Source organism: Actinomadura kijaniata NBRC 14229, assembly GCF_001552175.1.
Taxonomy (GTDB): domain Bacteria; phylum Actinomycetota; class Actinomycetes; order Streptosporangiales; family Streptosporangiaceae; genus Spirillospora; species Spirillospora kijaniata.
In genome coordinates, this window is the sequence record NZ_BCQR01000082.1 from 1 (window position 1) to 23,324 (window position 23,324).

Annotated in this window: 22 protein-coding genes; 9 read left to right on the forward strand and 13 right to left on the reverse strand. The window is 72.4% G+C overall.

Annotation, left to right across the window (positions count from 1 at the left end; translation table 11 throughout):
* Together AKI01S_RS25150 and AKI01S_RS25155 are read right to left on the reverse strand one after the other, a co-directional pair.
* Positions 1 to 361: polysaccharide deacetylase family protein (locus tag AKI01S_RS25150; protein ID WP_157420118.1), on the reverse strand; the 361-nt coding region annotated here is incomplete at its 3' end.
* A gap of 693 nt (positions 362 to 1,054) precedes the next feature.
* Positions 1,055 to 1,501: a hypothetical protein gene (locus AKI01S_RS25155; protein ID WP_157420120.1), complete on the reverse strand. Its 447-nt coding sequence runs from the start codon at positions 1,499 to 1,501 to the stop codon at positions 1,055 to 1,057.
* A gap of 112 nt (positions 1,502 to 1,613) precedes the next feature.
* On the opposite strand from AKI01S_RS25155, the gene AKI01S_RS25160 reads away from it, so the two are divergent.
* Complete coding sequence (locus tag AKI01S_RS25160; RefSeq protein WP_157420122.1) at positions 1,614 to 1,775, forward strand: hypothetical protein; 162 nt, start codon at positions 1,614 to 1,616, stop codon at positions 1,773 to 1,775.
* A gap of 219 nt (positions 1,776 to 1,994) precedes the next feature.
* Here AKI01S_RS25160 and AKI01S_RS50825 read toward each other — a convergent pair whose 3' ends face one another.
* Complete coding sequence (locus AKI01S_RS50825; protein ID WP_157420124.1) at positions 1,995 to 2,162, reverse strand: hypothetical protein; 168 nt, start codon at positions 2,160 to 2,162, stop codon at positions 1,995 to 1,997.
* 143 nt (positions 2,163 to 2,305) lie between these two features.
* On the opposite strand from AKI01S_RS50825, the gene AKI01S_RS25165 reads away from it, so the two are divergent.
* On the forward strand, positions 2,306 to 4,879 hold the full coding sequence (locus tag AKI01S_RS25165; RefSeq protein WP_067822912.1) for a helix-turn-helix domain-containing protein: 2,574 nt from the start codon (positions 2,306 to 2,308) through the stop codon (positions 4,877 to 4,879).
* A gap of 190 nt (positions 4,880 to 5,069) precedes the next feature.
* Here AKI01S_RS25165 and AKI01S_RS25170 read toward each other — a convergent pair whose 3' ends face one another.
* Positions 5,070 to 5,870: an SAM-dependent methyltransferase gene (locus tag AKI01S_RS25170; RefSeq protein WP_067822914.1), complete on the reverse strand. Its 801-nt coding sequence runs from the start codon at positions 5,868 to 5,870 to the stop codon at positions 5,070 to 5,072.
* A gap of 121 nt (positions 5,871 to 5,991) precedes the next feature.
* Here AKI01S_RS25170 and AKI01S_RS25175 point away from each other — a divergent pair, with 121 nt between their 5' ends.
* The gene (locus tag AKI01S_RS25175; protein ID WP_067822917.1) at positions 5,992 to 6,783 is read left to right on the forward strand and encodes a DUF1963 domain-containing protein; all 792 of its coding nucleotides are present in this window, start codon (positions 5,992 to 5,994) and stop codon (positions 6,781 to 6,783) included.
* A 106-nt stretch (positions 6,784 to 6,889) separates the two neighbouring features.
* On the opposite strand, the gene AKI01S_RS25180 is transcribed toward AKI01S_RS25175, so the two are convergent.
* The 4 genes from AKI01S_RS25180 to AKI01S_RS25195 form a co-directional block, all read right to left on the reverse strand.
* Positions 6,890 to 8,014, reverse strand: a complete 1,125-nt coding sequence (locus tag AKI01S_RS25180) for an IS30 family transposase (RefSeq protein WP_439951681.1) — start codon at positions 8,012 to 8,014, stop codon at positions 6,890 to 6,892.
* Positions 8,015 to 8,470: 456 nt separating this feature from the next.
* Positions 8,471 to 9,205 (reverse strand): WD40 repeat domain-containing protein, encoded by a 735-nt coding sequence (locus AKI01S_RS25185; protein ID WP_084000211.1) that lies wholly within the window; start codon positions 9,203 to 9,205, stop codon positions 8,471 to 8,473.
* A 502-nt stretch (positions 9,206 to 9,707) separates the two neighbouring features.
* Positions 9,708 to 10,142 (reverse strand): hypothetical protein, encoded by a 435-nt coding sequence (locus tag AKI01S_RS25190; protein WP_157420128.1) that lies wholly within the window; start codon positions 10,140 to 10,142, stop codon positions 9,708 to 9,710.
* Between the two features lie 818 nt (positions 10,143 to 10,960).
* Positions 10,961 to 11,491 carry a GNAT family N-acetyltransferase gene (locus AKI01S_RS25195; RefSeq protein ID WP_067822930.1) on the reverse strand — a complete coding sequence of 177 codons (531 nt, stop codon included), beginning with the start codon at positions 11,489 to 11,491 and terminating at the stop codon, positions 10,961 to 10,963.
* A 99-nt stretch (positions 11,492 to 11,590) separates the two neighbouring features.
* On the opposite strand from AKI01S_RS25195, the gene AKI01S_RS25200 reads away from it, so the two are divergent.
* Entirely contained in the window at positions 11,591 to 12,337 is a 747-nt protein-coding gene (locus tag AKI01S_RS25200; protein ID WP_067822932.1) for a cytochrome P450, read from the forward strand.
* A 22-nt stretch (positions 12,338 to 12,359) separates the two neighbouring features.
* Here AKI01S_RS25200 and AKI01S_RS25205 read toward each other — a convergent pair whose 3' ends face one another.
* Both AKI01S_RS25205 and AKI01S_RS25210 read right to left on the reverse strand, forming a co-directional pair.
* Positions 12,360 to 14,750, reverse strand: a complete 2,391-nt coding sequence (locus AKI01S_RS25205) for an FtsX-like permease family protein (protein WP_067822935.1) — start codon at positions 14,748 to 14,750, stop codon at positions 12,360 to 12,362.
* Positions 14,747 to 15,448: an ABC transporter ATP-binding protein gene (locus tag AKI01S_RS25210; protein ID WP_067822938.1), complete on the reverse strand. Its 702-nt coding sequence runs from the start codon at positions 15,446 to 15,448 to the stop codon at positions 14,747 to 14,749. Before AKI01S_RS25210 ends, AKI01S_RS25205 begins: the two co-directional genes overlap by 4 nt.
* A gap of 197 nt (positions 15,449 to 15,645) precedes the next feature.
* Between AKI01S_RS25210 and AKI01S_RS25215 the strand changes: the two genes are divergently transcribed.
* The 5 genes from AKI01S_RS25215 (at position 15,646) to AKI01S_RS25235 (ending at position 20,414) form a co-directional block, all read left to right on the forward strand.
* The gene (locus AKI01S_RS25215) at positions 15,646 to 16,986 is read left to right on the forward strand and encodes a sensor histidine kinase (protein WP_245681770.1); all 1,341 of its coding nucleotides are present in this window, start codon (positions 15,646 to 15,648) and stop codon (positions 16,984 to 16,986) included.
* Positions 16,983 to 17,648 (forward strand): response regulator, encoded by a 666-nt coding sequence (locus AKI01S_RS25220; protein WP_067822940.1) that lies wholly within the window; start codon positions 16,983 to 16,985, stop codon positions 17,646 to 17,648. The genes AKI01S_RS25215 and AKI01S_RS25220 overlap by 4 nt, the downstream gene beginning before the upstream one ends.
* 155 nt (positions 17,649 to 17,803) lie before the next feature.
* Positions 17,804 to 18,172, forward strand: a complete 369-nt coding sequence (locus AKI01S_RS25225) for a hypothetical protein (RefSeq protein ID WP_067822943.1) — start codon at positions 17,804 to 17,806, stop codon at positions 18,170 to 18,172.
* Between the two features lie 291 nt (positions 18,173 to 18,463).
* Positions 18,464 to 19,228, forward strand: a complete 765-nt coding sequence (locus AKI01S_RS25230; RefSeq protein ID WP_084000215.1) for a cyclodityrosine synthase — start codon at positions 18,464 to 18,466, stop codon at positions 19,226 to 19,228.
* Positions 19,218 to 20,414: a cytochrome P450 gene (locus AKI01S_RS25235; protein ID WP_067822946.1), complete on the forward strand. Its 1,197-nt coding sequence runs from the start codon at positions 19,218 to 19,220 to the stop codon at positions 20,412 to 20,414. Before AKI01S_RS25230 ends, AKI01S_RS25235 begins: the two co-directional genes overlap by 11 nt.
* A gap of 82 nt (positions 20,415 to 20,496) precedes the next feature.
* On the opposite strand, the gene AKI01S_RS25240 is transcribed toward AKI01S_RS25235, so the two are convergent.
* From AKI01S_RS25240 to AKI01S_RS25250, 3 genes are all read right to left on the reverse strand, one after another.
* On the reverse strand, positions 20,497 to 20,679 hold the full coding sequence (locus AKI01S_RS25240; protein ID WP_157420130.1) for a hypothetical protein: 183 nt from the start codon (positions 20,677 to 20,679) through the stop codon (positions 20,497 to 20,499).
* A 199-nt stretch (positions 20,680 to 20,878) separates the two neighbouring features.
* Entirely contained in the window at positions 20,879 to 22,321 is a 1,443-nt protein-coding gene (locus tag AKI01S_RS25245; protein ID WP_067822952.1) for a DHA2 family efflux MFS transporter permease subunit, read from the reverse strand.
* Positions 22,322 to 22,323: 2 nt separating this feature from the next.
* Positions 22,324 to 23,268, reverse strand: coding sequence for an NAD(P)/FAD-dependent oxidoreductase (locus AKI01S_RS25250; protein WP_067822955.1), 945 nt, complete (start codon positions 23,266 to 23,268; stop codon positions 22,324 to 22,326).
* Positions 23,269 to 23,324: the final 56 nt, after the last annotated feature.

Sequence of the window (23,324 nt, forward strand, 5' to 3'; positions counted from 1 at the left end):
TGCGCTTGACGAGCGCGCGGTTGCCGGCGACGTTCTGCCCCAGCATGAAGAAGGTGGCGGGCACCTTCGCCTTGCGCAGGTCGTCCAGCAGTCGCTTGGTGTGCTTGCCGGGCCCGTCGTCGAAGGTCAGCGCCACGCACTTGACCTTCGCGCAGTCGACCTTCCTCGCCGCGGCCGCCGTGACCTCGGTGGTCTCCGGAGTGCTCTCCGCCGCGGCCGGCGCGGCAACGGTCGGCGCCCCCGCGCGGCTGTCGTCCGGCCCCTTCGTCGCGGCCAGGGCGGGCGCGCCCGCCGCCGTCAACGCCCCGGCCGCCAGCGCCCCCGCCGCCACCAGTGCCGCCGCCGATCTCACACGTTTCATCAGACCCCATTTTTCGTGTTTGTCGGACATGACCTGCATAGGGGATCACTGATGGCGCATCTGATCAAGTCGGGCGGGAGGAACGGCGCCTTGACACCGAAAACCCTGCTCGCCAGGGGCCGGTGAGCGGTCGGCGCTCGCTCGGACCGGCCCGTCAGCCGGGCTCACCACGGACAAGCCGCACCGCCGAAGTGCGCCCGTTCAGCGGGTCCTCGCAGAAGAACCACACCGGAGTTCGATATCGGGCATGTGAACGTGGCCGGTTCGGGTCAGTCGGCTGATCCCGCTGGAGGAGCGCAAGGACATCAGCGGCCGCTGAACGTGGGCTCCACTCGGGGTCGCGCCACATTCCCTGCCCCAACCCGCCGAGGAATCGAATGCCGGGTTCGTCGAGTTGTGAGATGCCGGTGGTGCCGGTATAGGCGGCGAACTGCTCCCGTACCGGGCGTGCCTCGCCGGTGTGACCGCGCAGAACTCGACCATCATCAATACGGTGACGCTCTGCGTGCGCTGACCGGCGCTGGTTCCGAGATAGGTGCAGTACGAACTCAACGGCCGGTTGGGGCGGGGCGGTGTGCCCATTGAGACGAGCCGCCGCACCCGACTTCGATGACGGGCCCCAGGGCCGGTCCGCGTTGAGGCCCGCCCTACGACAAGATCGCCGATGGGCGTCCACGCCCTTGCCGGACGGTTTCAGGCGATCCCCGTGACGTACGGGCTGCAGGTGCTCGAAAGGATCGAGCCGCCCTCCGCCGCGCACACCTTGAACCTGATCCTGCTGCCTTCCGGCATGTGCAGGATCCACTGCTTCTGGGTGGTGTTGCCGGTGGTGACCGTGCCGTAGTACGGCCCGATGTTCTCCAGGTCGTAGCGATAGTTGACGACGACGACGGAGTGCCCGTCGCCCGACAGGTCCATGAGGGTGAGACCCTCGGTGCCGTCACCCATCTCGGAGACGAAGAACCCTCCGCAGGCGCTCTTGGAGTAGCCGTCGGGGGAACTGTAGGTCTTCTCGCAGTAGGCGTGGGCGTCCTGCGCCGCGAAGGCGGTCCCGGCGTTGAAGGCGATGAGGGTCGTGACAGCGGTGGCGGTGACGGCCATACGGCTCAGGATCTTCTGCACGTTGTGATCATCGATCATGCGGAGCCGGAGCGAACCGGCGGCTCTGCATAGGGCCGTCCGAGCGATTTTGTGAGCTTTGGCCCGGTTCGAGTGGTCCGTGGCATCGGAGGCGACAGGCATCATGCCGGGCGTGATCTTTCTGGAGGACCGGCTGCGGCGGGCCGCGCACCGGCATCTCCCCTCGGCGGTGGCCGACGGCCGCATCGGCGCGGGCGGGGCCACCCGCTGGAACGACTCCCCCAGCTCGCCACGGTCGGTCCGACGAGCTCTCACCCATCAAGACACGGTCTAAGCCGCCAAGGGCAACGTGGTGAAGGCGCGCATCGGCGGATCGGCGTTGCCGGCTGCGTGGCCGCGCCGGCGACGGCCGCCGAGAAGGCGTGCGGGGCGGGGCATCGAGCAGCAGGGATGCTGCGGACGTGCCGGTGCCCACCGGCTTTCCGTGTCTTCATCGTCGTCGTGTCGATCGTGTGGGGTGAGGTGTTCGGCGCGTGTGGTGCCGGACCGGATCTCACTGGTCGTCGTCCGGCGGGGTCAGGGCTGCGCGTAGGTGATGCAGGGCGGTGAGGACGGGGACGCAGGCGTGGAGGAACTCGCTGAGCGCCTGGGGCAGGCGGGCGGCGGCGGTCAGGATGACGGTGAGGGCGCCGATGAGCGCCAGGATCTCGGTGACTGTCATGGGTCCAGGGTGGAAGGCGGTGCTGTCTGGCCGCATCCGGTCGATGACGGTTTGTGGGAAAACGCAGGTGGATGGTGCTGTTCGGCCTACGTTGCCGAACGAACCGAAGGGCAGACCGAACGACACTGACGAGGAATCGCTGGATGACGACGACCGATCCGCGGCACATCACCACCCGGGCCGAGCTGCAGGCCGCGCTGGAAGCGTTGTACGAGCAGCGTGGGCTCAGCTACAACGAGCTGGCGGCCCGGACCGATCGGAGCCCGGCGACCCTGCATGCCTTGGTGAAGGGGAAGAGCTTTCCCCGGTGGCCGACGTTGCGGGAGTTCTTGGTCGTCTGCGGGGTTCCCGAGGGTGCGCTCGGCGTCTGGCACGCGGCGCACCGGCGGGCCGAGCGGGCCGGGGAGCCCGGACGGGATCCGCGGATGGAACGGGCCCGCGCCGAAGGGTTGGTGCCGCTGCCCGGCCTGGGCGACGAACCGGTCGGCGCGCCCGTCGGCCTCCATGAGCCGGATCCGCGCCGCAGTCGGGTCCGGCGCGCCGTGTGGACCGTGCTCGCCGTAGTGGTCATGGTGCTGCCGGGCCGCCGCGGGAACATCGGCGAGCTGCGGCGCAGGCGCATGCTGTTGAGGGTGCGCCGCACGATGGAGCGCATCGTGCGGGACGCCGAGACGCCGCGTTACATCACGCCCCGGTTCGTGCTGGCGCGAGAGCAGCCCGTCTCCGGCGCCCGACGCCGTTCCCGCAGTGTCCGCCGCGCCGAACCGGTGCTGGTGCCTACTGACGAGACCGACATCCGGCAGCTATATGAGAAGGCCGATGAAGAACTGGTCGTGTTGGGTACGGCCGGCATGGGCAAGACCGTCCAGCTGGCCAGGCTGACCCATGCGCTGGCCACCGAGGCTCTGGCCGAGACGGAGCGCTCGGGGCCGTCGGCGGGACCGATCCCGGTCTACCTGAACCTGTCGTCCTACCGGAGCCAGCCGCTGGAGGAGTGGATGGCCGCGGAGGTCGGCCGGTTCTACAACGGCGTGCCCGAGCGGCTGGTGCGGTCCTGGCTGGCTGCGGACCTGCTGGTGCCGATCTTCGACGGGCTGGACCAGGTGCCCGCGGCGCACCGCGGCGAGTGCGTCCGGCGGCTGCGCCGGCTGCGCGAGTCGTGCGCCGGGATCGTCGTGGGCTGCCGGTACGAGGAGCTGCCGTTGGCCCGCACGATCGACGCCGTGCTCTACGTTCAGGTCGCCGCGCCGAGCAGGGAGCAGGTCCAGGACTACCTGCTGGCCGACACCGAGGCCCTGGCCGACGTGCACGCCGCGCTGCAGGCCGACTCCGACCTGTGGCCGCTGCTGCAGTCGCCGCTGATGCTCAACGTCATCCACGGCGCCTATGCGGGCCGCACCGCCGTCGCCCTGCGCGAGCCCGGCCGCGACAACCACGACCGGCAGGGCCTCATCCTGGACGCCTACCTGCGCCGCCGGCTGCTGGACGACCCGCCCGCCGGCCGCCGCGGCGGTCCGCGTCAGGCGCTGGCCTGGCTGACCTGGTTGGCGCGCACCCTCACCGACCGCGGCGAGGAGATCCTGTACCTGGACCGCCTGGACCTGGACTGGTTGTCGGCGCGGCAGCAGATCGTCACCCGCGTCATCAACATCCAGACACCGCTGCTGCTCGGCGGCGCGTTGGTGCTGGCCTGGCTGGCCGCGTTCGTGGCCCACGGGGACCTGTCCACCAGCCTCGGTGACGCCGCTCTGCTCTGGCTGGTCACCATGGTGGTGACGACCGTCCAGGCCGTCACCGCCGAGAACCTCGACGAGGCCATGCCCGCCAGGACCGCCACGTTGGCGCGGCTGCCCGTCAAGGTCGCGGCGAACCTGCCGATGATCCTGCTGGGCGCCGTCGTGCTGAGCGTCGTCGACTGGCACGCGCCGGGGATCGTGGTGGTGGCACTGGGCTGGGCGTGGATGCAGTTCACCAGCACCGAGGACATGTTCCGGCCGACCTTGCGTCCGGTCGAGGACATCCGGTGGACGTGGCGGCCCCGGGAGTGGATCATCGCCTCCACCCCGGGCCGGAACCTGGCCATGCGGACCCTCATCTCGTTCGCCCTGGTGACCGTGCTCAGTGCCCTGTGCATGTACCTGGTGGGCCGTCTGTTCCCCGAGCCCGGCTGGTTGCCGCTGGTCGCCGCGCTGCTGCTGTGGAACGTCTACGTCTTCGGCAACGGTTTCGAGTCGTCCCTGCGCGACCGGCGTCCGCGCCCCAACGAGGGCATTCGCCGCTCGGTGCGCTTCGCGCTGGTCCACGGCGCCCTGACCGCTTTGGCCGTGACGGGGTCACTGTCGGCCTTGGTCCTGCTGGCAGTCCCAGACGCCAACGTGCACACCGCTTGGCTGGTCGCGGGGTTCCTCGGCTCCCTCTACGGCCTGGCCCGCGGTCTTCGTTACGGTGGCCTGGCGGTCGTGCAGCACTGGGCGGTCCGGGCCCACCTCTCCCGCCAGGGGCACATTCCCCGGCGTTATCTGCGGTTCCTGACCGACTGCGAACGGCGCATCATCTTGCGCCGCCTCGACAGCGGCTACTCGTTCCACCACCGCCTCATCCAGGACCACCTGTCCGCCGACCCCGACGCCCTGGCCCGCCGCCTGGGTCTCGGCACCGGTCCTGGCATCGACCCCGACACTGACCGACAGGCCAGCGCGGCCACCCCGGCCTCATGAACGGCTGGGCGGACACCCCCTGCGGAGGTATCAGGATCCGCCGGAATCCGGCCCCTTGTGCCCCACCGGCCCGGCGGGCGCGCCCGCCGGGCCGGTGGGGCACAAGGGGCCCACGAGTCACGAGACCCACGTCCATGGTCGAAGCAGCGGACGATGGAGCCGACGACCAGGACCGTGAGCCCGAAGGCCATCAGGGCTTGCGGCCGACGCCGCCTGTCATGAAGCGGACATCGATGGTGCTGGCGTCCAGGACGGGCTCGTCGGGGCGCCAGAGCGGGAGCGGGACGAGGCCGGGCGGCAGGATGTCCAGGCCGTCGAAGAAGGCGGCCAGTTCGGCGGGGGTACGGACGCGGCCGGTGCCCAACTGCTCCAGGAGCTGCTTTTCCAGCGCGACGGACTCGGGGGCGTCGCCCAGACGGGTGAAGTTGGTGATGAAGAAGAAGGAGCCGCTGGGCACCGCGTCCCGCAGGGTCTGAACGATCCGGCCGGGTTCCTCCTCGTCGGCCAGGTGGTGCAGGATGCCGACGAGCATCACGCAGACGGGCCGGTCGAAGTCGATGAGCTCGCGAACCTCCGGACGGCCCAGCAGGGCACCGGGCTGGCGGATGTCAGCGGTCACCACGGTGGTGTTGGCGTTGTCGGCCAGGATCGCGCGGCCGTGGGCCAGCACGATCGGGTCGATGTCGACGTACACCACGTGGGCCTGGGGATTGACCTCCTGGGCGACCTCATGGGTGTTGCGGACGGTCGGCAATCCCGACCCCAGGTCCAGGAACTGGGTGATCCCCTCCTCCGCGGCGAGGTAGCGGACGACGCGGTGCAACATCGCGCGGTTGTGCAGGGCGATGTCCCGCAACTCCGGCATGATCGCGAGACTGGCCTCGGCCACGGCCCGGTCCACCGCGTAATTGTCCTTGCCGCCGAGCATCACGTCATAGACGCGCGCCGCGGTCGGAACACCGGTGGGGATCTGCGGGGACGACTCGACCATATGCACCTCAAGCCTCAGAAAGATCTTGTGCGCATCCTAGCCTCGCCGAGTCGCCCAGGATGCGAAACCCCCTACCCCGCAGGCTTTCCGACTCTCGGAGGGATGTGCTGGGATACCGTGCATGGATCAGCAGTCGCAGATCGCCTTCGTCCGTGCGGTGTGCGTGGAGTTCCTCGGTGAGCACCTGGGGTCTCAGCTGACCGCGCTGGCCAGACCTGGATTCGGTCTCAGCCCGGCCGGTGGTTCCCGTCCGGCGGCGGGACGCAGTCGACTGGGCGGCCCGGCCCTTCTGGACCCGGGCACGCCGTGGCCGTACGAGGACGACCTGCCCCTCAACCTGTACGCAGTGCTCGACACCGACGAACTCGCACCATGGCTCGGGGACGAACTCCCCATCCGGCCAGGTCTGCTCAACTTCTTCGGCATCGACCATCTCCAGGTCTGTCAGATCATCCCCGCGGACCCGGCAAGAGCCATCGAGGTCACACCACCCGACACTGTCCCCTTCGCGACCGTTGCGCTGCACGCCGAACCGTGCCTGACGCTGCCCGACCCATGGTGGGGCGCGACGCTGGAGCATTTCATCGAAGGGTTCGGCCTGGACCCGGGCCCTGACCTCACCGGCATCTGCGACCCGAGTGAGCAGGTGACCGAACTGTTCGCCGGAGACTTCCCGGGCCAGCACTACCCGACATCGGGCGACCTGGACCAAGCCTTCGGCTGGCCGCCCTCGGTCCAGCCCGGCCCTCCGCTCCCAGACCTCCAGGGCGAGTACACCCACCTCCTCCGGCTCTCCAGCAACCTGGGCGACTGGGAGTTCGCCGAGGGAGGTTCGCTGCACTTCCTCATCCCCAGGCAGGCGCTGCGCGACGGACACTTCCAGCAGGCGGTCATCGCTCTGGACGATGGGTAGAGAAACCGGCTCGGAGTGGGGCCGACTCTCACCCGAACATGAACCCGCTTCCCTGGGGTGGGGCCACTTCTCGCTGGGCAGATTCCAGCGATCTTCGCAACACGGGTCATTCGCCTGTTGCGAAGAGTTCTGCGGGGGTCTGCCAGCCGAGGATCTTGCGGGGGCGGCTGTTGAGTTGGGCGGCGACGGCGTCGAGCTGTTCGGGGGTGTAGGACGACAGGTCGGTGCCCTTCGGGAAGTACTGGCGGAGCAGTCCGTTGGTGTTCTCGTTCGAGCCGCGCTGCCAGGGGCTGGCCGGATCGCAGAAGTAGACGGGAATGCCGGTGACGGCGGTGAACTCGTCGTGCCGACTCATCTCGCTGCCCTGATCCCAGGTGAGTGAGCGGGCGAGGTCGCGCGGCAGGCCGGCGAAGGTCTCGATGAGGGCGTCGCGGACGTGCTCGGAGGACTTGCCGTCGGCCAGGTGCAGCAGCATGACGTAGCGGGTGGTGCGATCGACCAGGGTGCCGATCGCTGAGCGGCTGCTCTGCCCGACGATGAGATCACCTTCCCAATGGCCGGCGATCTGGCGGTCGTCGATGTCGGCGGGCCGTTGGTGGATGAGTTTGCCGGGGTCGATGAAGCGGGTGGCGCGCTGGTCCTCGCGGCGTCGGCGGCGCCGCGCTTGGCGGCCGGTCCGCAAGGTGCCGGGCTGCCGCTCCAGGCCGCCGCGCCAGGACAGGTAGATCGCCTGGTAGATGGTCTCGTGCGCGAGGTGCCGGTCGGGCTCGTCGGGAAAGGCGATGCGCAGGTCCTGGCTGATCTGTTCCGGGCTCCACCGCTGGTCGAGGCGCTGCTGGATGTAGGTCTTCAGCTCCGGATCGCGCCGGACCTTCCCCTCCTTCGACCGCGCCCGCCGGACCGCCGCCCGTCGTTCAGCACGGAACGGGTGGTACTTGCCCGTCCGTTCGTCGCTGTTGCGACGAATCTCGCGGCTGATCGTGGCAGGGCTGCGCTCCAGCTCCCGCGCGATCGCGCGCAACGAGGTCCCAGCGCGAAGCATGTCGGCGATGACGATGCGCTCGTCCTCGGACAGGAACCGCGGTGAGATGGCCCCGCCGTCAGGCTGCTCGGTGATCGGCGCGTAGACGCGGACGTTCCCGGCCCGGTCGACGATCTTCCGTCCGTACCTCCACCGGTTGCCGGTCTTGCGGTTGATACCCAGCTCCCGGCACGCGGCCGAGTTGCTCATCCCCTGCGACATGAGCCGAAGGTATTGATCACGTTTGTCCGCCAGCGGGGCGGGTCCACGCTGTTTAGGCCGCCGATACGGCTCGGTCATTGCAACATCCCTGGGCCGGGTGTTGCGACGTGATCTAGAACCTAAGCTGAAGTGGAGCCGGAAGTGGCGCGTGGAACCACCGGCCACCACCCCGCTGTCGCCACGCGGACCCATGTTCAGCCCCTAGCGTCTGACCACCACGATCACTCCAGGGGTGGACAGCCGTGCCGTCTGGGAACCGTCGGGATCGCGCCGCCGCAGCACTGCTCGCGGTGCCGTCCGCGGTGTGGGCTGCGGTGCTGTCAGCGCTGGCAGGTTACGTCGCGTCCGCCGACCAGCGTGGCATGGTGCTCACCCTGCTCGCCCTCACCGCTGGCGTGCCGGTGCTGGCCGCTTCGAAAAAGGCCCATCACTCCTCGGAGCTTGTCAGGATTCCTCGCCGGTGGACGGGATGACGACGCCGTTGAAGCGGAACTCCTCGTGGGTGTCTCCCAGGCCGAAGGTGTATGCGAGGTTGACAGGGTGCTGGGCCACGATCGGCTCGAAGCCGTTGTGGTCGAGGTAGTCCCACCGGTCGCCGTCGCCGTCGTTGAAGTACGGCTGGGACAGGTCGAAGGTCAGGCCGGTGTGGGAATCGGTCCACCGGGTCGGTAGGACTGGCGCGATCCGGGCAGGCACATGGACGCCCATCGCACGGTGAGCGTCCAGGCCCCACACCCGCACCTCCACGCCGTCGCCGGCCACGGCGAAGGGACGCCCGCCCATCTGTGTGTAGAGCACCGAGTCGATCCCGAAGTTGATGCGGCCATCGGCCAGGGGCAGGCCGAGCTGCCGATGCTCGGCCAGGTCCCACACCCGCACCGTGCGGTCACGGCCGCCGCTGAGGGCGATGGGGCGGCCATCCGGCGTGCCGAAGGCCACCGAGGTGACGCCGCCTTCGTGAGCGCGCATGGACTCGCCGATCCGCTGACCGCTGGGCAGATGCCAGATCCGCACGGTGCCGTCTCTGCCTGCGGCGACGACCACGGGTCGACCGTCCACCAGCCCACAGGCGATCGCATCGGTGGTGCTGCCCCGTCTGATCAGGGGAGGGACGATCTGAGCGCCGAACGGAAGGGGCACATGATCCGCGCACTGGCTGTGCCGTGGCTGGTCGGGCATCGGCTCCCCTGTAGGCGGCTGATCGGCACGATGCCCCCAGCGCCCACCACGCGGCGCGAAACGCGCGCCTCCGGCCGGATCGGACGGCCGGTGGCAAGACCGCAGGGTGCGGACGTCGTCCAGACGCACCACGACGATCTGGAAGTCGTCGCCCAGGTTGCGGTGCGCTCGAACGCGGCCGTCCACTCCCTGGCGGCCCAGGCCAGGGCGGCGGCGTGTCCTGACCAGATCAGCGCCAGTCAGTCGGAATCGCTGGTCCCGGCGTCGATGCCCAGGGCCGACGAGTCGGCCCCGGAGTCCTCCAGGGGTCCCGGTAGCACTCACGGGGTTACAGGAGGAGGAACTCGCGGAGTTCGCCGCCAGTGTGGGGCGCGGGTTGCCTGGACGTAGTTGCAGGTTGGTGAGGGGTGCGAGCGGCCCACAGACCTGGGTGCCCGAGAGCGCGGCACCGCCTCCGGCCGACTGGGGAAGGGCCGGAGGCGGTGCCGTGTGAGAGGGCGGATCAGGCGATGGCCCCGATCCGGTACCGGCCGTTGTCGCCACAGCAGAACTCGTAGTCGATGGTCCGTTCCCCCTGCACGGTGAAGCCACCGATGGTGTCGTTGGGGTCGGGCCAGTCGTCGTACTCCATGAGGCGGATCTGGGCGTTGCTGGGGACGCACTTGTCGACCTCGACCCGCTGGTTCACGGCCATCGACACGTAAGCGCCCGCCGGCCAGATCTTGGTGCCGTTGCTGGTGATGTACACCTCGTCGCGGCTGTTCTCGCTGACCGCCAGAGCCCGGATGCCGTCGAGGAACACACCGGTGCCGCACTGGCCGATCCTCTTCTGGGCCGGATTCCCGTCGGCGACCGCCGCCGAGGTTCCGGTCAACGCCAGGCCTCCGGCCACCGTGACCACGGCCGCGAGTTTCGATGCTTTCCGCCAGGTGCGCATGTCGGTTCCCTTCTGCCGCTTGCTGGAGCCCCAAGTGAACGCGACGGCGGTTTCACCCGGACTTCAGTTCGGTGTCACCCCACGTCAGAAGCGGCAATCCGGTGGGGCCACCGGACCCCCTCTGGCAACAGCGCGCCGCTACCCGGCGCTCTCGTTGTCCCGGAGCACTCACGCCGTCGAGTGGGCGCAGGGTGGTCGCGCATCCAGGCGTAGACGGCCTGGTGCAGGAGGCCGTCCCACAGCGGCCGGTCATAGCGGCTGGTCATGGTCCCGACGTGCCCAAGAGACGCGGGCTTCGTCGACGCCGGCGGCGCGGGTGGCGGTGGCGATCCCGGCGCGCAGCGAGTGCGCGGCCAGCCGCTCCACGACCTCGGACGGCTGCCCGGCGTCGGTGGCCGCGGCCTTGACGATCTCGGCGACGTAACGGGCGCTCAGCGCGGTCGCGCGGGGAAACTGCCGAGGGTGACGCCCGACAGCAGCGGCGGCGCCGCCGGGCCCTGGTCAGTACGCGGGCGGCGGCGATGCGCTGGTCCACCGTGGACATCACGACCTCGGCCCGGCTCGGCCGGATATAGTGCCGCCACCTCGATCTCGGTGGCCTGCCCGGGGACGCCGATCGCCGGCTGGAAGCGGGCGCGGAACCCGGTGAACTCGCGCCAGCCGTGGGCGGCCGGGCTTCGGTTCGGCCGTCTACTGGTGCTGCTGTGTTGTCGGATGCTGCATCGACAAGCTCAAGCAATGGCTATGGCGAACGCGCCGCGCACTGCCGAGCAGCCGTCACCCCGCTCTGGATCACGTCGTGGTCCGCCGGGCGCGGCCTAGGGTTGGGTGGGGGCGGGGTGTTCGAAGACGAGTTCTCGGCCGTCCTCCTCGTCCCATCGCTCTCCCGTCTGGTGGAAGCCCAGGGCGGTGATGACGGCCAGGGAGGCGGTGTTGTCCGGGGCCACCGAGGCCCGGACGGTCCTGGCTCCCTCGTCCGCGGCGCGATGGAGGAGTTCGGTCGCGATGACCTTGCCCCAGCCTTGTCGTCGTGCGGCCGGGTCCACCGAGTAGCTGATCTCGATGGTCCCCTCGTCGTCGGCCGGGGCCTGGAAGCCGCCGTGGCCGACCACCATCCCTTCGGGTTCGGAGACCACCGCCCACACGCGGCCCTGGGGCCGGTCGGGGGCGGTCTCGCGGAGCCCGGCCCGGTAGCGCCACAGAGCCCGCAGGTCGTCGCCCACGAAGTGCTCGGTGAGGGGCACCCCCGCTTCCGCCGAGGCCGCGGCGGTGTCACCGGCCGCGAGCGCGGACATGGCCTGCGGGGTCATCTCGACCAGCCTCACGCGCCGGGAACTGTTTCTGATCATGGATGGGATGGTCGCACCGGCCGCGTGCGTGGCTCAAGACGTTGGTGGGCCCGCGTCGTTTCGGCAGTGGCCGAAACGACGCGGGCCTACGGTCGTGCCGTGCAGACATTCACGCGATACGCCGAGGTGACCGCGGTCCTGGCCGACCCGGGCTTCACCGTCGTCCCGGCCGGTGGCGGCGGCGGTCCGGGCACGTTGGACTGGCTGCGGCGTACGGTGTGCCGCTTCAGCGAAGGCGAGGCCCACCGCCGGCGCCGCGCCGTCGTGGAACGCGAGCTGGCCCGCCTCGACCCGGCCGAGCTGCGCCGCGCGGCCCGGGTCCGGCCGGACGCGGTCGCCGTCCTCGGCCGTGCGCTCGGCGTCACCGACCTGGAGACGCTGACCGCCGCGGTTCCGGTCGCGGCGGCGGGCTATCTGACCGGCGACCGTCCGCCGGGCGCCGACGCGGCGGTCGCGGCGCTGGTCGGGCTTCTCGGGCCGGGGCCGGACGAGACCGTGGCCAACCGCATCGCGATCCTCGTGCAGGCCTGCGAGGCGACCGCCACGCTCGTCCGGTCCGCGCTCGGGCTCGCCGGCCCGGACCGGTGGGACGCCGAGTCGCTGGTCGTCGAGACCCTGCGGTTCGCCCCGCCCGTCCCCGCCTTGCGCCGGGTCAGTGCGGGCACTCCGGTGGTGCTGGACGTGCGGAGCGCGAACCGCGATCCGGCCGTCTTCGCCGACCCCGAACGGTTCGATCCGGGCCGGACCGGGCCCGCGCACCTCACGTTCGGTGCGGGACGGCGGCCCTGCCCGGGCGCGGTCCACGCCGTGCAGATCGCCGCCGGGGCCGTGGAGGCGCTGCGCTGAGCCCGGCGCCGGGGATCGTCGGTCACTCGGTGCGGAGGGCGGACGCGGTGCGGATCCGGGCAGCCCAGGTGGCCGGGAGCAGGGCGCCCGCCGTCGCGATCACGAGTCCGCCCAGCAGGAGAACGGCCAGCAGCGGCGGATCGTAGGGGTCCATCACCTCGGCGGGGAGGCCCGTGCCCGCGCTCTCCCCCATGACGGGCAGCACCCGGGCGTGCAGGGCGAGACCGAGCGGTACGCCCGCCGCCCCCGCCGCGAGCCCGATCCCGGCGGCCGAGGTGAGGACCATGGCGGTCACCTGCCACGGCGTCATCCCGAGGGCGCGGAAGACGCCGAGGTCGCGGGTGCGTTCCCGGGTGTCGAGCACGACCGTGTTGAGGACGCCCAGCCCGGCGACCGCGACGAGCATCACGGTGAGCATCCCGGCGAGGGCGTCCATCGCGATGATCGTCGTGCTCGTCCCGCCCGTGTCGGCCTGCCCCCGGACGCCGAGCGGCCCGAGCGCGGCGTTGAGGGAGCGCAGGTAGGCGTCCACGTCGGTCCCGAGGGCGAGGGCCACGTGGAACCGGGCGGACTCGGGCGGGATCTCGACGCGCAGGCCCGCCAGGGACGCGGCGGGGGTCAGGACCGTCATCCCCTCGTCGCTGAGGTCCAGCGCCTCGCCGACGATCCGCACGGATGAGCTTCGGCCCTCGTAGGTCAGGGTGACGGCGTCGCCGACGCGCGTCCCGGTGGCCTTGAGGAAGCCGGTGGGGACGACGGCCTCGCCGGTGGCCCGGAACCAGCGTCCCGAGATCATCGCGAACGGTCCCCAGGACGAGTCGCCCTCGTAGGCGTGCGCGGTCACGGTGCCCGCGCGTCCGGCCACGCCGACCTTCGCCCGGCCCGTGCGGAAGTACCCGCGGGTGCCCGGCTGCGCGGCGACCTTGGCGGCGACCGCCGCCGGATCCGCGATCCGGGGAGCGCGGGGGCCGGGCGGCGCGGGTGCGGTGTCCGGCGGACCGACGGCCTGGATGACGACCTCGCCCGGCGACCGGCGGTCGAGGCCGTCCTGGAGGGTGTGCAGCGAGACGGCGAGCCCGACGCAGAACGTGACGCCGGCCGTGCCGAGCACCACCGACGCGACCATCGTCGCCGACCGGGCGGGCCTGGTGAACGGGTCGGCCAGGCCGAGGCTCACCGGGCGCGGCAGCGGCAGCCCGCCGAGCAGTCGGCGCGGGCCCCGGCCCCGCCCGGACGCGCGGTCGGCCCGTCCGACGGCGATCGCGTCGACCGTGCGCAGCCGCCCGGCGCGCAGGGCGGGGACCAGTGCGGTCACGGCGACGACGGCGAGGGCCACGGCGGCGACCGCGGCGGAGATCCAGGGCGCGACCGTCAGGGCGCCGACGCCGTAGGCGTCCTCCGCCTGGCTCATCACCGGGACCGCCAGCAGGTTGGCGAGCACGACGCCCAGGACGGTGCCGGCGGCGGCCGGGAGCAGCGCCTGCCCGACGTAGGCCCGCACGACCTGCGCGGGCGTGAGGCCGAGCGACTTCAGGATGCCGATCCGCCGGGTCGCCGCGCTGACCGCGCCGCTGACGACCACGCCGATGACCAGCACCGACATGGCCAGGCCGAGCACGCCGAACGCCACGATGAACGGCACGAACGTCGCGGCGGTGCGCTCGGCGGCCAGCCGGGTCGTGAGGTGGGAGGTCGCCCCGTCCAGCGCGCCCCGGGGCAGCGCGGCGGCGATGGCCGCGCGCGCCCGCGTCACCTCGGCGTCGGTGCCGGAGGAGGCGAGCCGGTAGCGCATCTGGTAGGCGCGGGGCGCGCCGGGGACGTGCAGGGCCGCGGCCTGCTCGGGCGGGACCCACGCGTCCGCGGTCCGGCTCACCGACCGGGCGCGGCCGACCACGGTCAGCGTGGGGCGGCCGGGCAGTCCGGGGAAGGAGAGCCGGTCGCCGATCGCGAACGGCGGGCCGTCGGCGCTCACCACGATCTGGCCCCGCCCGCTCGCCCACGCGCCCTCGATGAGGTCGGGCCGGTCGACCCCTCCTCCGGAGCGGTCCCGCCCGACGATGGTCAGCGGCGGCAGCCGCATCCCCGGCGGCACGCCCCGCCCGTCGAAGCCGTCCGACTCGACCGTGGGACGCAGCGACACCACGGGGTCGGGGCCCGCGGCGGCCGTCACGCCCGGCACCCGCGCGGTGGCGGCCAGCTGTGCGGCGGTGGCCTTGGACCCGTCGAACCGCGCCGTCAGGTGGGCGCCGTCCTGCCGTGCGAAGGCGTGCGCGAACGGCGCCCGGGACGCCACGACGAGCCCGGCGGCCAGCACCGACGCCGTCACCGCCATCATCACCGTCAGCGTCATCACCAGGGTCTGGACGCGCCGCCGACCCACGCCGCCGCGCACCACCCCGCCCAGCGCGCTCATCGGGCCGCCGCCGTCCGGCCGCGGACGTCGCGGTGGATCGCGCCGTCGACCAGCTCGATGGTCCGGGTGGCGCACGCGTTCGCGAGCGCGACGTCATGCGTGACCAGCACGAGCGTCTGCCCGTCGGCGTTGAGTTCGGTCAGCAGGCCGGTGACCTCCGCCGCGGACGCGGTGTCCAGCGCCCCGGTCGGCTCGTCCGCCAGCAGCAGCGCCGGGCGGTTGATCAACGCGCGGGCGACCGCCACCCGCTGCCGCTGCCCGCCGGACAGCCGCCCCGGGTGGGTCCGGGCGTGGTGCGGCTGGAGGCCGAGCCGTTCCAGCAGCCGCGCGGCGCGTTCGTGCGCCTCGTCCCGCGGCGTCCCGGCCAGGCGCGCCGGCAGCGCCACGTTGTCGGCGACGGTCAGGTCGTCCAGCAGGTTGAAGAACTGGAAGACCATGCCGATCCGGTCGCGCCGGTACCGCGCCGAGGCGGCCTCCGACAGCCCGTCGATCCGCAGGCCCGCCACGGTGACGCCGCCCTCGCTGGGCCGGTCCAGCCCGGCGACCAGGTTGAGCAGCGTGGACTTGCCGCTGCCCGACGGGCCGAGCACGGCCAGCGCCTCGCCCGCCTCCACCTCCAGGTCGAGGTGGTCGAGCGCGGGCCTGCCGGCGTCGTACTTCTTGCTCACATCGCGCATCTGGATGATCGGCGCGGTCATGGGGCCTCCATGAGGGGTCGGTGGGCCCCCGACGCTAGGAGCGGCGATGTGCCGGGCGCGTCGCGCGCGGTGACGACATCGCCCCCCTCGCCGGGACGACGCCGCGGCGGGTCGTCCCTGAGATGGACGCCGGCGGAGGACCTCCCATGGTCATCGAGGATGATGCCGCGCCCCCGCCCGTTTGCGACACTGTGCCGGTGAGCAGCTCAACGGTCCCGTCCGAGGCGCGGGCGCGCGCGCTGGCCGGCGGGCCGCGCGGGCTGGTCGGCCGCGCGTTCAGCCGGGCCCCCGCACCCGTGCAGCGGCTGTCGCGCTGGTCGTGGACGGCGGACGCGATGCTGGCCCTCGCGCTCGCCGTGAGCGCGCTCCAGGGCGCCCTGGGCCAGGGCGACGGCCCCGGCCCCGTGCTTCCCGCGCACCAGGCGGACCCGTCCGGGCCCCATCCGCCCCCGCCGCCGGCACTCCCCGCCCCCGGTATCGAGATCCCGCCGGTGGACGGCGCCGTCCACCCGTGGCAGATCCTGCTGGCCCTGCTGGTGGCGTTGCCGCTCGTGGTCCGGCGCCGGTATCCGCTGGCGGCGTTCGTGGTCGTCGTCGGCGCGGCGCTGCTCTACGACGGCGCCCCCGGCCTCGACCTCGCCTTCGTCTTCACCGGCTGCGTCATCGCCGCCTACAGCGCCGCCGTCTACAGCCCCTACCGGACGCCGGCCACGGGCTGTGTCATGGTCGGCGGCGCCCTGGTCATCGCCGACCACAAGGCGAGCCTGCCCGCCATCGGCACGGGATTCAGCACGTCGCTCTCCCTGCTGCTGGTGTTCCTCGCCGCGAACGCCCTGCACAGCTGGCGCCAGCGCATGCGGTCGCTGGAGGCGCGGCAGGAGGCGGCGACGCGTCTGGCCGTCGAGCGGGAGCGGTCCCGCATCGCGCAGGAACTCCACGACGTGGTCACCCACAACGTCAGCATGATGGTGGTCCAGACCGGGGCGGCCCGGAAGGTCATGGCGGCGGCGCCCGACCGCGCCGAGCAGGCGCTGCTCGCCGTCGAGTCCGGGGGCCGCGCCGCGCTGACCGAGCTGCGCCACGTCATGGGGCTGCTCACGATGAACGGGGACGACCCCGACCGGCTCACCGAGGACCTCGCCCCGCCGCCGGGGCTGGAGCAGGTGGAGGCCCTCGCCGCCCGCGTGCGCGCCACGGGCGTCCCGGTCGAGCTGTCCGTGACCGGCGCGTCCGGGCCGCTGCCGCCCGGCATCGACCTCGCCGTCTACCGGGTCGTCCAGGAGGCGCTGACCAACACCGTCAAGCACGCCGCGGGCGCGAGCGTGACCGTCACGATCGACCACGGTCCGCGCGCGCTGCGCCTGGAGGTGACCGACACCGGCGGCCGGCCGGACCCGTCCACCCGCACCGGCACCGGACGCGGCCTCATCGGCATGCGGGAGCGCCTCGCCGTCTACGGAGGCACGCTGGAGGCCGGGCCGCTGCCGGACGGCGGGTACCGCATCCGCGCCGTCGTCCCGCTGGAGGACCTCCGGTGACCGACCGGCCCCGCGTGGTGGTCGCCGACGACCAGGCCCTGGTCCGCACCGGCTTCGCGATGATCCTCGCCGCGGACGGCATCGACGTCGTCGCCGAGGCGGCCGACGGCGAGCAGGCCGTCGCGGCCGTCCGGCGGGACCGTCCCGACGTGGTCCTCATGGACATCCGCATGCCGGAGGTCGACGGGCTGGAGGCCACCCGCCGCATCCTGTCGGCCCCCGCGGGGCAGCCGCCCCGGATCATCATCCTGACCACCTACGACCTGGACCGGTACGTGTACGCGGCGCTGGCCGCGGGCGCCAGCGGCTTCCTGCTGAAGGACGTCTCGCCGGAGCACCTGGTGGCGGCGGTGCGGCTGGTGCGCACCGGCGACGCGCTGCTGGCGCCGTCCATCACGCGCCGCCTGGTCGAACGTTTCGCGCCGCGCGAGCACGGCGCCCTGCACCGCGACCTGTCCGTGCTCACGCCCCGCGAGCTGGAGGTCCTCCAGCTCCTCGCGCGCGGCCTCAGCAACGCCGAGCTCGCCGCGAGCCTGCACCTCGGCGAGACGACCGTGAAGACCCACGTGACGCGGATCCTGTCCAAGCTCGACCTGCGCGACCGCGCCCAGGCGATCGTCGTGGCGTACGAGACGGGGTTCGTGACCCCCGGAAGCCCGTGAGACCGGCCGGGCGCGCGGCCCCGACGGGACGTGGCTGAGGCCCGGACGACCCCACCCCCTACGCCTACCGGATCCTGACCAACACCCGTGCCTCCTGGTGGCGGCGCTGGGCAGGCCGCCGCCGGGCCGTCCGCGCGCTCGTCGCGACCGGTGCCGTGGCGGCCGTCGCGTCGGCTGTCCCCGACGATCCGGGCAGGGGCGGCCCGGCCGACGCCACGCTGGTGTCGGTGCGGCTCCCGCACCAGATACCGCTGCCGGGACGGGCCGGACATCTCTTCCGGGAGGGGAAACTGCCGCTCGTCGCATCACGGCAGCAGGACCGGATGGGCGTGCCGGTCCGTTTCCGGTTCACGGCGCTGAGCACCGACACCGTCTCCAACGTGCGGTGCTCGGTCCCCGGCCCCTGGATGGTGGTCAAGACCGACTCCCCCGGCCGGGCGGTCGTGGAGCGGCCGGGCCCACGACCGGGAGGTGTGGGTGCTGCCGCCGGAGGCGCGGATCGACGCGACGACCGGCATGGGTGACCCTTCCCGAGGAGACGACGGCCGCACGAGGATTTCCAACAGCCTTTGACCAGACCCGGACATACCAAGTCAAATTCAAAGCCTGCGAGCGGCGAGCAGGAAATCCTCTCTTTTTCGGAGAGGAATAGGCGGTTCCACCAGAGAGCAAGACGGCCTGCGAACGATTCGGAAGATCACCGCTGGCGGCGCGGGGTAGTCGCTCGTTGACCCTTCGCGGCTCCGGACGCTAATTTCTGGCTGCCGTCGCCACACCAGGAGCATCGGGCTCCATCGGGACTCGCGACGCGAAGGATGCTCTGCGCGTTGACGCCAACGATCAGATCTTCGACCATTCCTTCCTTCTCTCCAGCCGATGATCCGGCGCGACTCTTCGAGGTCCGGCCCTACACGCCGCACTGCCGCGTGATCTTCGAGGACCGGGATCACGCGGTCATCGGCGTGTCTCCGGGCAACAGCTACTTCTCGGCCCGCCGCCTGGTCGATCTGGCCAGGTGGGGGGCCGAGCGGTTCGACCGGGTCGACCTGGTCTACACCGACCTGCACGTGGCCGAGATGTACGCCGCGCTCGGCTACGAGCCGGGCGACGCGAGGCGCAAGGCCGGCAAGAACCTGCGCGGTGTCCGGGCCAAGGTGAGGGCCGCGGTCGACAGCGTCGGCCGGCCCGGAGCGGGGGTGAGGGCACGCCCCCTGTCGGCGCTGGCCGACATCCCGGCGTACCGCGCTCTCCACGAACACGTCCTGTCGTTGCTGGACACCGACGCGCAGTTCCGCGGTGTCTGCGATGCGCTGGTGGGCTCGTTCCTGTCCGCCAGGGTGCTCGGGGGCCGGGAGCCCACCGAACGGCAACGCCAGGCGTGCCTGCGGTACGTCTGCGCCGAGGCCCCGCTCTTCGTGGACACCCCCGCGATCCTGGGCGTTCCCTCCTCGCTCAACTGCTACCACCAACTGCTCCCGATGGCCGAGCTGCTGTACTCGCGGGGTTCGGGCCTGCGCGCCTCCCGCAACCAGGGCCATGCCGTCGTGACCCCCGCCGAGGAGGATTCCGATGACCGTTGAGACGGCGCGCGAGCCGCTGCCCGCCTTCCCCTTCTCCTGGCGCGGCGACCGGCTGCCGGACGAGGTCCGCGCGCTGCGCGGGGAGCCGGTCAAGCGGGTCCGCACGATCGCCGGCGACGAGGCCTGGCTGGTCTCCTCCCACGAGCTGTGCAAGCGGGTCCTGGAAGACCCCCGGTTCAGCCTGAAGGACACCTCCGCCGAAGGGGCGCCGCGGCAGTACGCGCTGACGATCCCCCCGGAGGTCGTCAACAACATGGGCAACATCACCGGAGCGGGCCTGCGCAAGGCCGTGCTCAAGGCGATCAACCCCAAGGCCTCCGGCCTGGAGGACTGGATGCGGGCCCACGTCGGCGACCTGCTGGACGGGCTGGTCGCCGAGGGGGCGCCGGTGGACCTGCGCGGCCGGTTCGCCAACCCCTACTCGGAGGCGATGCACTGCCGCATCCTGGGCCTTCCCCCGTCCGACGCGCCCCGGCTGGCCGCGAGCCTGGACATCGCGTTCATGAACTCCCCGGCCCCGGTCGCCGGCGCGCGGCTGAACTGGGACCGCGACATCGCCCACATGGTCGAGCGGCTGAACGACCCGGGCACCACCGGCCTGATGGGCGAGCTCGCGGCCCTGCGGTCGGACGGGGCCTACGGCCACCTCACCGACGAGATGCTCGCCACGGTCGGGGTGACGATGTTCGGAGCGGGGGTGATCTCGACCGCCTCCTTCCTCACCATGGCGGTCTTCTCCCTCCTCCAGCGCCCGCGGACGTGGGCCGAGCTGTGCGCGGCCCCCCACCGGGTCCCCGCGGCGGTGGAGGAGCTCCTGCGGGTCAACCTCTCGATCGGCGACGGCCTGCCCCGGCTGGCGCTGGAGGACGTCACCCTGGGCGAGGTGACCGTCCGCAAGGGCGAGCTGGTCCTCGTCCTGGTCGAAGGCGCCAACTTCGACCCCGCGGCCTTCCCCGACCCCCACGCCTTCGACATCGACCGTCCCAACAGCTCCGCGCACCTGTCCTTCGGCGGCGGCCGGCACTACTGCCCCGCCACCGCGCTGGGCAGGAAGCACGCCGAGGTCGCGTTGCAGGCGCTCGTGGAGCGGATGCCCGGTCTGCGGCTCGCCGTTCCCGTCCAGCAACTGGTGTGGCGGACCGGCTTCATGAAACGCATCCCCGAGCGGCTCCCCGTCATGTGGTAGCGAGAACCGCCGCCCTACGGGACGCACGCCGTCCGGGCGCCCTCCACGGAGGACGCCCGGACGGCCTCGCCGGCCTGGGCCGTCACACCTCGGCGGGTGCCCTGGCGGGTTCCATCACGAGCCGGATCTCGGGGTCGAGGGCGGCGGGGGCGAAGTCTCCGTCGCCGCGGTGCAGGGGCGGCCGGGGCGGAGGGGCGGATGCGGGTTCTCGAGGGAGCAGGGTCGACTCGAGTTTCTGCATCAGCAGCAGTACGGCGAAGGCCACCAAGGGACCGAGGAAGACCACAAGAATCGTTCACACCTCCAGCCGGGGCGTTCGCATGACCGCCGAGCGCCATGCGAAGTTCGCACTGGTTCGCGGTGTGCTGGTGTTCCGCACTGCGGACGGTTGAAACAGCCGATCCTCGATCGGGGGTCCGCCGGAGCGCCGCGACGGTGGTCGCGGCGCTCCGGCCTTCTCCGGTTCAGGACGGCGTGTCAGCCATCCGCGGTGCCGTCTCCCCCGCCGCGGGGCGGTCGACGGCCCGGGGGAGCAACGCCATCAGGGCCACCAGGACGGCGGCGGCCGGCGCACCCCAGAACAGCACGTCGGGGATCGCCTCGACGGTCGCCTCCGGGCTCGGGGCGTGGCCGTGGAGTTCCCGGGTGAGGAGGGTGCCGAAGACGGCCACGCCGAGCGAGAGCCCCAGGCCCCGCACCGACAGCGCCGCCGAGGTGGTGGCGGCCAGGTCCGCGGGGCCGACCGCGTTCTGCGCGACGACCACCAGGTTCTGCGTCAGCAGCCCGAAGGCGAGGCCCAGCACGGCGATCTCTACGGCGAAGACGGGATAGGGGGTGCCGGACGTGACCCGGCTCAGCAGCGCGAACCCCAGCACCGCGATCGCCGCGCCCGCGACCAGGGAGGGCCGGAACCGGCCGCTCGCGCCGATGCGGGCGCCGGCCAGCGAGGAGACGACCATGAACACCAGGACGTAGGGGTTGAGGGCCAGCCCCGCCCGGGTGGCGCCCATGCCGTAGGCGACCTGGAGGTAGGTGGGCAGGTAGAGGATCGATCCGCCCAGCAGCGCGCCGAGCAGCGCGGTGGCGGGCAGGACGACGCGCAGCGTGGGATGGGCGAACAGCCGCAGCGGGAGCAGCGGGTCGGCCGCGCGCCGTTCCCGCCGGACGAACAGCGCCGTCAGCACCGCCACCGTCCCGGCCAGCGCGAGGATCACGCCGGACGTCCACGCGTACGTGCGGCCGCCCCATTCGGCCACCAGCAGCAGGCTCACCGTCGCGCCCGCGATCAGGACGGCTCCGGCCACGTCCACCCGGCCGTTCCCGCCCGGCCGGGGCAACCGGAGCGCGAACGCGGTGAGGGCCATGCTCAGCAGGCCGAGGGGCAGGTTGACGTAGAAGATCCAGCGCCAGCCCCAGGCGTCGGTGATCGCTCCTCCTGCGAGCGGGCCGCCCACGCTGGCCAGCGCGAAGACGCCGCCGGTGAAGCCCTGGACCCTGCTGCGCAGGCGCCGCGGGTACAGCTCCGACAGCGCGATCGTGGGGATCACGAACAGCGCGCCGGCGCCGACGCCCTGCAGCGTCCTGGCGGCGATCAGCTGGGGCATCGTCTGGGCCAGGCCGCACAGCGCCGATCCGGTGACGAAGACGGCGACCGCGGCGACGAAGACCGCGCCGCGGCCGAACCGGTCGCTGACGCGCCCGTAGAGCGCGCCGGTCGCGGTCGAGGCCAGCACGTAGGAGGTGACGGTCCAGCCGATCCCGTCCATGCCGCCCAGGTCGGCGGCGATGTCGGGCAGGGCGATGGCGACCACCGTCTGGTCCAGGACCGACAGCAGCATGCCCAGCAGCAGGCCCGCCGTCGCGAGCGGCACGTTGCCCGGCCGGGGGGCGGGGTTCTCGGACGCCATGCTCAGCTCCTCACTCGCGCGAACGGGTCGGGCAGGCCGAAGTCGGCGCCCAGCAGGTCCTGGTCGAGGGCCGCCGCGGCCACGGTGCCGCTCGCCGCGGCGGCGATGACCGCGGCCATCGGCACCGGCATGCCGGTCCGCCGTGCCATGTCGCCCGCGGCGTAGACGCCCGGGACGCTCGTCCGGCCGAACTCGTCCACCTCCACGCACCCGTCGGCGAAGTGCGCGCAGCCCAGGCTCGCGGCCAGGCCGGAACTCTGGCGCGGGACGTTGACGACGAACACCGCGTCCCCGGCCAGCGGCGGTCCGCTTTCGAACACGATGTGCTCCAGGTCGCCGCCGGTCCCCTCCAGGCGGGCGACGGCCTCGCAACGCACCGCCACGCCGTTGGCGGTCAGCGTCTCCCGCGATCCGGGGTCCAGCGGTTCGCCGTCGGTGCACAGGACGACTTCGGCGGCGAAGCGGCTCAGTTGGAGCGCCAGCCGTATCCGGGCCGGTTCCGCGCCGAGCACCGCGACCCGCCGGCCGGTGCATTCGTAGCCGTGGCAGTAGGGGCAGTGGAAGGCGGAACGGCCCCACAGCTCCTCCACCCCGCGCGGGCCGGGCAGGTCGTCGGCCAGCCCCGTGGCCAGCAGGACGCGCCGGGCGCTGACCTCGTCCCCGTCGGACAGGCGCAGGTGGAATCCGCCCTGTTCCAGGGTCCGCGCGCCGGTGACCGTTCCGGCCCGCACCTCGACCGCCGGGTAGGCGGCCAGTTCCTCGCGGCCGAGCCCGCGCAGCTCGGCGGGCGGTGTGCCGTCGCGGGTGAGGAAGTTGTGCACCGCCCCGGCCGGAGCGTTGCGTCCCTCCCCGGCGTCGACCACGAGCACCGGGCGGTGGACCCGCCCCAGGGTCAGCGCGGCGGCCATCCCGGCCGGCCCCGCGCCGATGATGACGGCGTCGAACATGTCTGCCTCCACGAACGATCTCGCTTGACGTGGAGGCAAGTCTGCAAGTTAATGTC

Excerpts from the sequence above, each read along its gene's own strand:
- AKI01S_RS25155 (WP_157420120.1), bottom strand. The coding sequence starts at position 1,501 with ATGATCGATGATCACAACGTGCAGAAGATCCTGAGCCGTATGGCCGTC.
- AKI01S_RS50825 (WP_157420124.1), bottom strand. The coding sequence starts at position 2,162 with ATGACAGTCACCGAGATCCTGGCGCTCATCGGCGCCCTCACCGTCATC.
- AKI01S_RS25165 (WP_067822912.1), top strand. The coding sequence starts at position 2,306 with ATGACGACGACCGATCCGCGGCACATCACCACCCGGGCCGAGCTGCAG.
- AKI01S_RS25170 (WP_067822914.1), bottom strand. The coding sequence starts at position 5,870 with ATGGTCGAGTCGTCCCCGCAGATCCCCACCGGTGTTCCGACCGCGGCG.
- AKI01S_RS25175 (WP_067822917.1), top strand. The coding sequence starts at position 5,992 with ATGGATCAGCAGTCGCAGATCGCCTTCGTCCGTGCGGTGTGCGTGGAG.
- AKI01S_RS25180 (WP_439951681.1), bottom strand. The coding sequence starts at position 8,014 with ATGAGCAACTCGGCCGCGTGCCGGGAGCTGGGTATCAACCGCAAGACC.
- AKI01S_RS25185 (WP_084000211.1), bottom strand. The coding sequence starts at position 9,205 with ATGCCCGACCAGCCACGGCACAGCCAGTGCGCGGATCATGTGCCCCTT.
- AKI01S_RS25190 (WP_157420128.1), bottom strand. The coding sequence starts at position 10,142 with ATGCGCACCTGGCGGAAAGCATCGAAACTCGCGGCCGTGGTCACGGTG.
- AKI01S_RS25195 (WP_067822930.1), bottom strand. The coding sequence starts at position 11,491 with ATGATCAGAAACAGTTCCCGGCGCGTGAGGCTGGTCGAGATGACCCCG.
- AKI01S_RS25205 (WP_067822935.1), bottom strand. The coding sequence starts at position 14,750 with ATGAGCGCGCTGGGCGGGGTGGTGCGCGGCGGCGTGGGTCGGCGGCGC.
- AKI01S_RS25210 (WP_067822938.1), bottom strand. The coding sequence starts at position 15,448 with ATGACCGCGCCGATCATCCAGATGCGCGATGTGAGCAAGAAGTACGAC.
- AKI01S_RS25230 (WP_084000215.1), top strand. The coding sequence starts at position 18,464 with ATGCTCTGCGCGTTGACGCCAACGATCAGATCTTCGACCATTCCTTCC.
- AKI01S_RS25235 (WP_067822946.1), top strand. The coding sequence starts at position 19,218 with ATGACCGTTGAGACGGCGCGCGAGCCGCTGCCCGCCTTCCCCTTCTCC.
- AKI01S_RS25245 (WP_067822952.1), bottom strand. The coding sequence starts at position 22,321 with ATGGCGTCCGAGAACCCCGCCCCCCGGCCGGGCAACGTGCCGCTCGCG.
- AKI01S_RS25250 (WP_067822955.1), bottom strand. The coding sequence starts at position 23,268 with ATGTTCGACGCCGTCATCATCGGCGCGGGGCCGGCCGGGATGGCCGCC.